The 11491-nt window shown below is 33.3% G+C and carries 11 protein-coding genes; 4 read left to right on the forward strand and 7 right to left on the reverse strand.

Annotated elements, in window-relative coordinates; all coding sequences use genetic code 11:
* Positions 1–5: 5 nt before the first annotated feature.
* The 4 genes from QYS48_RS00850 to QYS48_RS00865 all read right to left on the reverse strand — a co-directional run bounded on the left by QYS48_RS00850 (position 6) and on the right by QYS48_RS00865 (position 4256).
* Positions 6–980: a rhodanese-related sulfurtransferase gene (locus tag QYS48_RS00850; RefSeq protein WP_308357130.1), complete on the reverse strand. Its 975-nt coding sequence runs from the start codon at positions 978–980 to the stop codon at positions 6–8.
* A gap of 46 nt (positions 981–1026) precedes the next feature.
* Positions 1027–1668: an acetyltransferase gene (locus tag QYS48_RS00855; RefSeq protein WP_308357131.1), complete on the reverse strand. Its 642-nt coding sequence runs from the start codon at positions 1666–1668 to the stop codon at positions 1027–1029.
* Positions 1669–1728: 60 nt separating this feature from the next.
* Positions 1729–2871 (reverse strand): hypothetical protein, encoded by a 1143-nt coding sequence (locus tag QYS48_RS00860; protein WP_308357132.1) that lies wholly within the window; start codon positions 2869–2871, stop codon positions 1729–1731.
* 104 nt (positions 2872–2975) lie between these two features.
* Complete coding sequence (locus QYS48_RS00865; protein ID WP_308357133.1) at positions 2976–4256, reverse strand: DUF2851 family protein; 1281 nt, start codon at positions 4254–4256, stop codon at positions 2976–2978.
* Positions 4257–4403: 147 nt separating this feature from the next.
* Here QYS48_RS00865 and QYS48_RS00870 point away from each other — a divergent pair, with 147 nt between their 5' ends.
* Entirely contained in the window at positions 4404–5636 is a 1233-nt protein-coding gene (locus tag QYS48_RS00870; RefSeq protein ID WP_308357134.1) for a nucleoside recognition domain-containing protein, read from the forward strand.
* 38 nt (positions 5637–5674) lie between these two features.
* On the forward strand, positions 5675–5953 hold the full coding sequence (locus QYS48_RS00875) for a TIGR03643 family protein (RefSeq protein WP_308357135.1): 279 nt from the start codon (positions 5675–5677) through the stop codon (positions 5951–5953).
* Position 5954: 1 nt separating this feature from the next.
* Here QYS48_RS00875 and QYS48_RS00880 read toward each other — a convergent pair whose 3' ends face one another.
* From QYS48_RS00880 to lpxK, 3 genes are read right to left on the reverse strand one after another with little or no spacing between them, the layout of a single operon-like run.
* Positions 5955–6554 carry a tRNA-(ms[2]io[6]A)-hydroxylase gene (locus QYS48_RS00880; RefSeq protein ID WP_308357136.1) on the reverse strand — a complete coding sequence of 200 codons (600 nt, stop codon included), beginning with the start codon at positions 6552–6554 and terminating at the stop codon, positions 5955–5957.
* 6 nt (positions 6555–6560) lie between these two features.
* Positions 6561–8447: a putative porin gene (locus QYS48_RS00885; protein ID WP_308357137.1), complete on the reverse strand. Its 1887-nt coding sequence runs from the start codon at positions 8445–8447 to the stop codon at positions 6561–6563.
* A 7-nt stretch (positions 8448–8454) separates the two neighbouring features.
* Positions 8455–9510, reverse strand: a complete 1056-nt coding sequence (gene lpxK / locus QYS48_RS00890) for a tetraacyldisaccharide 4'-kinase (RefSeq protein WP_308357138.1) — start codon at positions 9508–9510, stop codon at positions 8455–8457.
* A gap of 47 nt (positions 9511–9557) precedes the next feature.
* Here lpxK and QYS48_RS00895 point away from each other — a divergent pair, with 47 nt between their 5' ends.
* Both QYS48_RS00895 and QYS48_RS00900 read left to right on the forward strand, forming a co-directional pair.
* Entirely contained in the window at positions 9558–10655 is a 1098-nt protein-coding gene (locus QYS48_RS00895; RefSeq protein ID WP_308357139.1) for a Nif3-like dinuclear metal center hexameric protein, read from the forward strand.
* A gap of 4 nt (positions 10656–10659) precedes the next feature.
* On the forward strand, positions 10660–11445 hold the full coding sequence (locus tag QYS48_RS00900; RefSeq protein ID WP_308357140.1) for a C4-type zinc ribbon domain-containing protein: 786 nt from the start codon (positions 10660–10662) through the stop codon (positions 11443–11445).
* Positions 11446–11491 lie beyond the last annotated feature (46 nt).

Raw genomic sequence — 11491 nt, forward strand, 5'->3', positions numbered from 1 at the left:
ATATTCTATAGTTTTGATTTCTCTAATTTACCTTGAAACCCTTTATATGGATCATATCCATTGGTTTTCTTCTGATAGTATCCTGTACCATCATACTCTCTCTTTTCTGGATGTTCTTTACATTCTGGAGAACATGCTCCTTCCATTTCCCAACCACATTTCTCACAAATTGGAACATGAACATTGCAAGTAGGATTAGCACAGTTCACCATGCGGTCAGATTTTGTACCGCAAACAAAGCATTCTGAAACAACCTTTGGGTTCACTTTATTCACATCAACAGAAAGTCTGTTATCGAATACATAACACTTACCCTCAAAATCCTCTCCTTCTGCTTCTAATCCATATTTAATGATCCCACCATGCAGTTGATGAACATTTTCAAATCCTTGTTCCAACAAAAATGCACTAGCCTTTTCACACTTAATCCCACCCGTACAATAAGTCACAATCTTTTTATTCTTGTACTGCTCTAGTTCATTTATTTTATCTGGAAAATCTCTAAAGTTGTCTATATCTAAAGTTATAGCATTCTTAAATTTTCCAAGCTCATGTTCATAATTTGAACGAACATCCAATATAACAATATCTTCCTCATTCTTAATCATCTCTCTGAATTTTTCAGGCTCTACATAAGCGCCTGTTTTTTTCCTAGGATTGATATGAGAAAGACTAGAATGTACAATTTCCGGTTTGTGACGTACATTTAATTTTTTGAAGGTATGGGAAGGATGAAAATCCTCTTTGAAATCAGTATCCGCAAAGCGAGGATCTGCTTTCACTCTCTTCATGTATTCATCTACATTTTCTATAGAACCTGAAACTGTACCATTTAAACCTTCTTTTGACACAATAATTCTACCTCTTAAGTCTAATTCAAGACACATCATATGATGCTGGTCTCTGAATTCATCGGGATTTTCTATTTCTGCATAGCAGTAATAAAGAATTACTTTGTACTTGTTTTCTGAATTTTCCATAATTTCCTCCTTAGTGTAAATAAGGTGATTTTATATTTGTTAATACTTAATTTTCAATTGTCTGAGCTGGGTTTCCAAATACGGTTTCTCCATCTTTCACATCTCTAATCACAACAGAACCTGCTCCTATATTGGCTTTTTTTCCAATTTTAACCCCAGATACAATGGTAACACCTGACCCAATAAAGGTTTCCTCTCCTACTTGAACACCACTATTGATTTGGGAACCTGCTCCTACTTGTACATAATCACCTAACTCTACATTATACTCTATTATAGCGCCAGAGTGAATTAAACAATGATTAGGAACTTTTGCTGATGCTCCAATTACGGCTCTTGCATTTATAAAATTACCATAGCCTAAGTGAGCTGAATCAGAAACAATTGCTTGTGCATGAATAGCATTAGCTGGCATTGTTTTTCTTCTGTCATTCAGCATTTTGGTAATTTTCTTTCGAGCTTTCATATTATCTTCAGCCACAAAAGCATCACATTTTTTACCAATATATTTTAAGAAGCCATCATCATCCGTTTCCCCAAGCACAGAGACATAATCAATCTCAGTTCCATGTATCTTTTTATCATCATCCAAAAAGCAATAAATTTCCACATTATTGCTTTTAAAAATTTCCGCAGCAGATGGTCCGATACCTTTTGCTCCTAATATTATTACTGGTTTTTTATCCATATTTGAATTTTAGAAATACAAAGTTAAGATTTCTACTTTCCTTGCGCAATATTGCTATTCTTATTTTAAATTAAGTTTATGTTTATTCAAAACCATTAATACTAAATACCATAAAAAGGGCATGTAAGCCACCTGGTACCTTACCAAACTTCCATAGTTGGAACTTGAAAGTGTGATTACTGTTGAAAGCGCGCTGCAGTATAGAATTATGGCAATTCCCCACCACTTTTCCTGTTCTGTAAATTTAACTCTAAAGGAAATAAATAAAGCTAAAATTGATAAAGTCGTAAATATTGTTTTTTCAACAATCCAGAATAATGAAAAAGTACTAAAAGCATCCCAAAAATAAGGACCGAAAAACCCAGTAATCCAAGCTTTCGGAAGATTAAACAAAAAGAATAGAGCATCATTATTATTTGATGTAAAATCAATCAAAGCTTCTGAAGTATTCTCAACTATAGTATCATGACTAATCCTCACCAGCTCAAAAAACCTCCCACTATTGAAGACGGGATGAAGAAATGCAAAAGACATCCCACAGGCTATTATTAATACAAAATATAAAACGAGTTTTGATGAGAATTTATGATTGTTAAAAATGGCATTTTGACTAAATAAAAGGGTAATAAATACAATGGGAACTAGCGTAATAGGTACATAATATTTCACTTTCCACAGTATCCATAGACTAATTATAAGAGGTATTACATAATACCAATTTTTAAAATTTTGAGTCCATTTAACAATTGAAATACCAAAAACAAAAAGAAACATCATCATCATAGTTTCCTTCAATACACCTGAACTCCAAAAAGTAACTGAAGGAATAAAAAGGAATGCAAATGCACCTACATATTTATTTACATGACTCAAGCCACTTATTGTTTTTACAAAATACCAACCTACTATAGCAGTAATGAAACTAAAATAAATACTGATTGTAAAATAATTAGACTGAGTAAGTGCGCAGAAAAAGCTTAGAGTTCGGACAAAAAATAAAGTCCTAGGCTCTGATTGAGCTGAAAACTCAGCATGAGTAAGTGGTAAAGGATTTAATCCTATCCATTCTAAAAAGGATATTCGATCAGTTTTAAAATAATGAAATAAGGCCTGAGCTTGTTCAAAGAAATAAATGGTATCCCCCTTACCTCCATAGTAAGACCAATACAATAAGCCTACTAAAATCCCACAGCTAATTTTCAAAATTATAAAGGAATTAAAAATTAGCTTATCCTCTATTCGTTTAATATTTCGATTGAAACCGAATATTATGAGTGAAATAACTAAAAGATGAAAAAAAATTGCGCTCATGCCTTCAACAAAGATAAGCCAATAGTACAATCGAGGCATCTTTTCGGCTGACAATATTCATTATGTAATTGAATTGCTGCTTGTGAATCAAAAGCTGAATTGAATTCCGTATTAATTACAGTGAATTTTTTCGTGATATAATTATTCTCTGGCTTTAGCTCTTTGAGAATACTTAAAGCTTTATCCATATACTTTTCTTCAACTATACTATTTGCATATGATGCTAAAAGTGGCGGAATTGTATTAATTACAACTATCTTTATTGAATTAGCACCCAATTGTTTGTTTTTAGACGTACTTAATTTATCAAATTGGTAATGATTCATCCAATAATCCGAAACCCCTACTTTTAGTCTCTTTAAAAGAATTTTTGCATTTGTTTCAATTACGAAAGCTTCAAATAAAGAGTCAAACAGATGGAATATTTGAGCTAATTGAGCTATTCTGATGGTCGGAAAATTTGCTGGTCTTAAGCGTAAAAATTTCCATTCTAAAAATTTCAACTCCTTCTGAAATACTTCAGCATGTTTATGTCTTAAAAAATGCCACTCATTTTTTAATTGATTTGGATATTCATCTCTAAAATCAAATTCCAAAAAACCTGCTGCACCAAACAATAAAGCTTCTAATTGAAAAACAGATGATCTATATTTTTTAATTATCTGATAGGGTAATAATTCAGCTAATCGCTCAAAAGGATATTGATTTACTTTAAACCCAAAAGCGGACAGTAACATAAAATATGAAGCTTGTTCCCAATCTTGAACCTCATTCTCAAACATACTCTTTGCCTTTTCAGATTTGTTAAGCAATCTTTCTACTAATGCTTTTTCAAACATTTGAGATTTTAAAATAGAATCCACCTTTGGCCATTGAGAAGCACATGGAATATGATCTTTAGATTTTTGTAATTGATTATACTTTTCAATTAAGTCTATATCTATTCTGTCTTTTAATTCCAGCGTAGGAATCAAACTTCCATCAGGATGATGAATGGCTAAGTCATTTTGCCAGACCACATGTAAAACAACGTTTTGATAAGATTCGTCATGTTGATGTTCGTGACGATTCCAATCTGATGATTTAATGTGTATTTCCACTGCTCCATTCCACTCAATATCATCAATCCTTATTTTCGCTTGCTTAAAATCTGGCCCTGAGTCAGTATGTGGAAAGCCAGTTTTTATAATCTTTAAGCTTAATTTTTGGGTGGTAAGCAGATTTTTATTATCAAATTTTTGATATCGCCATACATAATGCAGAAAATCTTCTTTCATAGGTTAGGTTTTGGTTGATAATTAAACATCAATATACTGAATAATTACTGCAAATAGGAAAATCCATACTTCACTATCATCAAATATTTATACTACTTTATTCCATTGTATATTGCAAAATCTTGATTTTAATGATTAATTGCGCACATGGTTTTAAATTATATCTGGATTGCTTTTTTCCTAATTGCCTTTGTTTTTGCTCTGTTTCAATGGCTCTTCTTGGGCGATATGGAAATATTTCCTGCTCTTACAAAGGCTACTTTCGATAATGCTAAGCTAGGGTTTGAAATATCCCTTTGGCTAACTGGCGTGATGTCATTGTGGTTGGGAATAATGAAAATTGGTGAAAAAGGAGGAATGGTTAATATTTTAGCCAAAATAACCTCTCCACTTTTTTCAAAGTTATTTCCAGAAGTTCCAAAAGATCATCCCGCTATGGGAGCCATGCTAATGAACATCTCTGCCAATATGTTAGGCTTAGATAATGCTGCAACCCCTTTGGGATTAAAAGCCATGCATAGCTTGCAGGAATTAAATCCTAACAAAGAAGTTGCCAGTAATGCCCAGATCATGTTTTTGGTATTGAATACTTCCGGATTAACTATTATACCCATAAGCATAATGGTTTATAGATCGCAGCTGGGAGCAGCAGACCCTTCTGATGTTTTCATTCCTATATTGCTAACTACATTTTTCTCAACATTAAGCGGATTAATTGCAGTTTCCATCGTTCAAAAAATCAATTTATTTCACAAAAATATTATCATTTCCTTAGGACTTTTAAGTACTATTATTGCTGCTATCATCTGGTATTTTAGCAGTCTAAGTCAATCAGAAATTGGGCCGATATCTTCGAATATTGCCAACCTAATTCTATTTTCAATTATCGTAGCATTTATAGTTTTGGCAGTTCGCAAAAAGGTTAATGTTTATGAATCATTTGTAGAAGGGGCAAAAGAAGGATTCAATTATGCCATTATGATTATTCCTTATTTAATTGCAATACTAGTTGGAATTGGAGTTTTTAGAGCTTCTGGAGCAATGTCATTATTAAAAGATGGTTTAGAAGCCGCTGTAGCCTTTGTTGGATTGAATACTGATTTCGTTCCGAGTATCCCAACTGCACTTATGAAGCCATTGAGTGGAAGTGGTGCTAGAGGTATGATGGTGGACGCTATGGAAGTGCATGGAGCTGATTCTTTCGTGGGACGATTGGTGAGTGTTATGCAAGGTTCAACTGAAACTACTTTTTATGTTTTAGCTGTTTATTTTGGAGCTGTTAATATTCGAAATTCACGCTACGCCTTAAGTTGTGGATTAATAGCAGATGCTGTAGGAATTATTGCCGCTATTTTGATTAGCTATATGTTTTTCTATTAATCTAAAAAACATTACGCTTAATAGTCTGTTTTTTGGATATGAAGAAAATTAAGGATCTAAAACCTGAAGAAATAGACCGAATAGTAGAAATGGGTTGGGAAGACAGAACCACTTTTGATGCGATATACAATCAATTTGGCATTTCTGAAAAGCAAACCATCAAAATAATGCGCAAAGAAATGAAGCCTTCAAGCTTTAGAATGTGGAGAAAAAGAGTTCAAGGTCGCAAAACAAAACATGAAGCTTTAAGAAAAGATGAGGTAAAAAGGTTTAAATCAACCCGTCAAAGAAATATCAGTTTAAATAAATATAAGTAAGCTAGTGTAATCTATCTTCTCTTATTTCTAAATTTTTCATGATTTCAGCCTCTGCTTCCAAAAGTTCTTCCCATCTTGCTCTAACCTGTTCTTTTGGTTGATACAATTCAGCAAGCTTAATAAAGTTCTTATAATGACTCGCTTCAGAAACCATTAATTCATAATAGAATTTCTTTAGCTCTTCATCCTGAATGTGGAGATGCAATTGTTTGAATCGCTCACAGCTTCTGGCTTCAATTAAAGCATTGATTAAAAGCTTTTCACTCAATTGGAAAGATCTGCTACCTCCTTTCACCTCCAATTTCATTAATTCACTTACATACTCGTCTTTTCTTTGAAAACCCAATTTAAAACCTCTTTTATCAAGTTGCTCTAATACTCTTTCAAAATGAGACCATTCTTCAGCTACTACAGGAGTCATCACCTTTACCATTTCTTCCATTTCTGGAAAGTTGGTGATTAAACTGATGCAAGAGGTGGCCGCTTTTTGCTCGCAATAGGCATGGTCAACTAAAATATCCTCAATATTTTTCTCAGCTATATTAACCCATCTTGGGTCAGTCGGTAATTCTAATCCTAATGTGAATTTCTCTTTTTCCATTATCCTTTAATCAAAGAAAGACCAAGTTACTCCTAAATCGACAACTCTTTCTTGCCCAGTATAATAAGGAGTAGTGAAGTATCCCCCAGCAATTAAATCTTGATTTATATGTCTGAATTTAACAAACAATTGAGCTGTGTTGATTTTCGCACTCACATAAAAGTCAAGTACTACATAACCTGGGACCTCGAAGTTATTTTGTAAGTAGAACTGCTGAGTAACAGGATCATAATCATCAGCAAAATATGCTGATTTATAATGCGCTTCAATCCCCAATCTAGCCTCTAATTTCTTTTCAAAAACTTTGTGATAATACAAATCAGATGTTAAAAAATGCTCTGGAATTCTAAATAAATCGGCATCAGTACCTTCCTTTAATGTATATATGTAGTCAAGATCAAGATTCATGACACCATATTTTACTTTAGCTTCCAAACCAGGCTGCAAAAGTGTAGCTGAATTATTTGACTGCTGGGGCATTGCCAAAGTATCGAAATACATATGATTACTGATGAGTTGTAAATCCAGTTTAGGCTGAATCCTTAAATAATCCCTCCATTTTACATCTAATTTCCCACTGAGCTTTTGAACTTGTTCGCTTCTAAAATCATTTTGCCAATAGTCATGATTTCCAAAGTGCTGTTCATAAAAGAATGGGGAAGCAAATTGCATAGAAGTGGCACTTACCGAAAAGAAAGGGACTTTCAGAGAAGCCGCAATTTTATAATTACCACTTAATTCATATTCTGCATTAGCGGTCAAGTTCCAATTTTCTCTTGGGGCAAATCGAGCATAACCTCCAGCATAATTTTCAACTGTAGGGTTAACCGTGTTTAAATATTTACCCGTAAACCTGATGTCTTTTCTCCTTGCATAGAAACGATAAAAAACATCTCCGATACTCCCTTTTAACCCAACCTCATTTTGGAAATATACAAATCTTGTTTGATCAACAGTAGAGTCTGTTCTTATTAAAAACTGATCAAAATAATTTACATCTGTTTCAGCAGAAGGACTACTATTATTAAAGATGTTCATTCTATTGGCTCGATCAAATTCATGATAAAACTGAAGCAATGAGTTTAGCTTATACTCTTGATAAAGGTGATACTGTTGTCTTAATTCGCCCCCCTCTGCATTTCTTAAATTGATGTCTTCATCATCATAATCAAATAATTGATTGTAAAGAATGGCTCCAGTACTATCTACTACAGCCGTAGTGTCTCTTATACCACCTGTTTCATTCACCTTATGGAAGGTTCTGCCGAAGTTAAATAATACATGATATTTACGATCTGGGGATCGATAATCGGTTTGAAAATCATAGGAATGTGATAATACATTTAAATCTCCTCTGCTTTGCAATGGACCAATTTGCTTATCGATTGTCCATCTTCTAAAACTAAAACCCACATTCCAATTTTCATTTACATTTCTTGAAAAATCAATACCAATGAATGCTCTGTAATTACCACCCAGCACTGACCTTAACTGAGTATAAGGTGATTTGGTATCAAAATACTTAAATTCCTCTGGCGTTTTCATGTAAGTGTCATAAACACTGAAACCACTTCTTTTGCCAATAACATCTGGTAGTTCATAGAAAACAGGACGCATTGCAGTACCTACTGTCCCTAAATTTTGATAATAATAATCATTGATATTAACAGGATCCCAATTATGAGTATTGGTTAAACTTGTATCTATGATTTGATATTGCTGAATATTATTTTTGATGTTCTCTTCCGTTGTAAATAGAGTAGTTTCTGCTCCATAAACATTTTTAGTGGAATCATCCGTAACTTGAGCACGAACATAGGTTGCGCCTAAGCATAAAATCGATATTAGGAATAAGATTTTTCTCAAAACAGACGCAAAATTAAGTAAACTCATGGATTTTTTAAGTTCTTCTAATAGAATCTTCAAGTAATTGCTGAAAAGATTTCTCATCTTCCAAAAACTGTACCACGATAGGGAGATAAAAAAGCATGGATTTGATTTCATTGGTAATTCCTTTGTGACTAATTAATCTTACCCAATCTTTTTCAGTTGTGAGAATATCAGCATTTTGATTCTTTGCTGATTCATAAATCTTTTGAATATCATTTTTAGAAAAATTATGGTGATCTGGAAAATCAAAATGTGTCATTATTTTGTATCCGGATTCTATTAAATGACTTTTAAATTTTCCAGAATGTGCAATTCCTGTAACTAGAATTATTTTTTCATCTACTTTTCGTTTATCAAAAGTATGCTTTACTTCTTGATAATCTACTTTTGTGAAAAACACCTTTTTATCAGTGTAACTCAATATTCTATTCTTGATTTCAGTTTTTTTATCATCAGTTAAATTATCAGGGCATTTAGTTATAATGATTGCATCTGCTCTTCTAACACCTCGCCTCGACTCTCTAAGAGTGCCAGAAGGCACGACAAAATCATCATAAAATGGATTATTATAATCGGAAAGTAAAATTGAAAACTTAGGCTTTACGCTTCTATGTTGAAAGCCATCATCCATGATAATTGTCTCAACCTCAGAATTTTCAAGAATTATACTAGGAATTGCCAATACTCTATCCTCTCCAACCGATACCCTAATATCCTTTTTAAACTTCTCATAAATTTGAAACGGCTCATCTCCTAATGATGAAGCAGAATCTTCATCAGTTGCCAATCTGAATCCTTTGGTCTTTCTTCCATAGCCCCGTGATAAGGTGGCCACCTTGTTTGACTTTCCAGTGGAAATAAAATATCGTATCAGATATTCAACAAAGGGGGTTTTTCCAGTACCACCCATGGATAAGTTTCCAACTCCAATTACATTAGGTTCAAAATTAAAAACAGCTTTGTACTCAATGTCGTATAAATGGTTTCGGAATTGCATAATCCATTTATACAAAATACTAAAAGGAGCCATTAATAATTGCCAATACTTATTTTTGAAGACTTGCAAGGGCTGTAAAACTTTATAACTTTGACAGAATTGAAATAAAAACAAATATGAACAAAATAAAGGATATCGTCCAACATTTAGAAAGGATTGCGCCCCTCGCTTATCAAGAATCTTATGATAATGCAGGACTAATTGTGGGGGATGCTTCTAAGAATGTTAGCAATATCTTAATCACCTTAGATGTGACTGAGGAAGTTATTGATGAAGCCATTTCAAAAAATTGCGAACTTATAGTAGCTCATCACCCAATAATATTTAAAGGCCTTAAAAAACTTACCGGTGGTAATTATGTGGAACGTACTGTTATCAAAGCAATAAAGAATGATATTGCCATTTATGCTTCCCATACCAATTTAGATAATATTAAAAATGGTGTAAATGCTAAAATTGCTGAGAAATTAGGTTTGAAGAACTTAAAAATACTAAGCCCGAAGAAGGGGCAGCTAGCAAAATTAAGTGTATTTGTTCCTCAAGAAGAATCAGCAAACTTAAAGAAAGCCTTGCATAAGGCTGGAGCTGGTCAAATTGGAGAGTATGCTGATTGTGCATTTGAAAGCCAGGGAACGGGAAGTTTCTTACCTTCAGATAAGGCTAACCCTAGTATAGGTGAAAAAGGAAAATTAGAATCGGTTGAAGAAACTAAAATAGAAGTCATTTTTCCAATGCACATGAAAGGAAAGATATTAGGGGCAATGAAATTGGCCCACCCTTATGAAGAGGTGGCTTACTATTTACATCAATTAGAAAATACTTTTGATGATTTAGGCTCTGGAATGATAGGTGAAATTGATTCACCTATGCCAGCTAAAGAGTTTTTTGACTATTTAAAAGAAAAAATGGATTTGGAAGTCATAAAACATACAGCCGAAATTAACCGTAAAATTCAAAAAGTTGCACTTTGTGGAGGATCAGGTTCTTTTTTAATTTCACAAGCTAAAGCACTAAAAGCCGACATATACATTAGTTCAGATATTAAATATCATGAATTTTTTGATGCCGATGGAAGCCTTATTATAGCGGACATAGGGCATTATGAGAGCGAACGTTTTACAAATGAGATATTTTATGCAATATTGAAAGAAAATTTTGCTAATATTGCACTCCATTTAGGACAGACTGTCACGAATCCGATAAAATATTATTAACTGCATGGAAAGTACTGTAGCACAAAAGCTTGACGCCTTGAAAAAATTACAAGGTATCGATTCAAAACTTGACGATATTAAAAAAGTGAGGGGAGCATTACCTGACGAGGTAGCTGATTTAGAAGATGAAATTGCGGGTTATGAAACTCGTATCCAGAAATTTGACGATAATGTTCAAGCCATAAAAGATGAAATTGATGCTGCTAAACAAGGCATCAAAGAATCTGAAAAACTAATTGCTAAATATGGTGAGCAGCAAATGAACGTTAGAAATAACCGTGAATATGATGCTATTACTAAAGAAGTTGAATTACAGCAATTAGACATTCAGATTCACGAAAAAAAAATAAAAGAAGCGCAAGCTAAAATTGAGGAGAAAGAAAAAGGAATCGAAGAAACTAAGGCTTTACATGAGGATAGATTGAAAGATCTTGACGCTAAACGTTCTGAATTAGAAAATATCGAATCTGAAACAGAAGAAGAGGTTGCTAAACTTGAAAAAGATAGAGAAAAAGCCCTTAAAAAATTAGAAGATCGTTTGGCTGCTTCTTATGAAAGATTAAGAGGAAATGTTAGAAACGGTTTAGCTGTTGTACCTGTAAAAAGAGGTGCATGTGGTGGATGTTTCAATACAGTACCTCCTCAAAGACAAGCTGACATTCGAGATAGAAAGAAACTAATAGTATGTGAGCACTGTGGTAGAATCCTTACTGATGTTGAAGAGGAGATTGTGGAAGAGAAACCAAAAAAGAAACGTACTACCAGAAAAACTACTGCAAAGAAGAAATAAGCTTAAGAATATTTTTACTAAGAAAGCCTTTCAGACATCTGAAAGG

Origin of the sequence: Marivirga arenosa, from assembly GCF_030503895.2 — a bacterium.
In the GTDB taxonomy this organism is placed as follows: Bacteria; Bacteroidota; Bacteroidia; order Cytophagales; family Cyclobacteriaceae; genus Marivirga; species Marivirga arenosa.

Bases quoted from the DNA above. Each gene is read 5' to 3' on its own strand.
- QYS48_RS00850 (WP_308357130.1), bottom strand. From the start codon at position 980: ATGGAAAATTCAGAAAACAAGTACAAAGTAATTCTTTATTACTGCTAT.
- QYS48_RS00855 (WP_308357131.1), bottom strand. From the start codon at position 1,668: ATGGATAAAAAACCAGTAATAATATTAGGAGCAAAAGGTATCGGACCA.
- QYS48_RS00865 (WP_308357133.1), bottom strand. From the start codon at position 4,256: ATGAAAGAAGATTTTCTGCATTATGTATGGCGATATCAAAAATTTGAT.
- QYS48_RS00870 (WP_308357134.1), top strand. From the start codon at position 4,404: ATGGTTTTAAATTATATCTGGATTGCTTTTTTCCTAATTGCCTTTGTT.
- QYS48_RS00875 (WP_308357135.1), top strand. From the start codon at position 5,675: ATGAAGAAAATTAAGGATCTAAAACCTGAAGAAATAGACCGAATAGTA.
- QYS48_RS00880 (WP_308357136.1), bottom strand. From the start codon at position 6,554: ATGGAAAAAGAGAAATTCACATTAGGATTAGAATTACCGACTGACCCA.
- QYS48_RS00885 (WP_308357137.1), bottom strand. From the start codon at position 8,447: ATGAGTTTACTTAATTTTGCGTCTGTTTTGAGAAAAATCTTATTCCTA.
- QYS48_RS00895 (WP_308357139.1), top strand. From the start codon at position 9,558: ATGAACAAAATAAAGGATATCGTCCAACATTTAGAAAGGATTGCGCCC.
- QYS48_RS00900 (WP_308357140.1), top strand. From the start codon at position 10,660: ATGGAAAGTACTGTAGCACAAAAGCTTGACGCCTTGAAAAAATTACAA.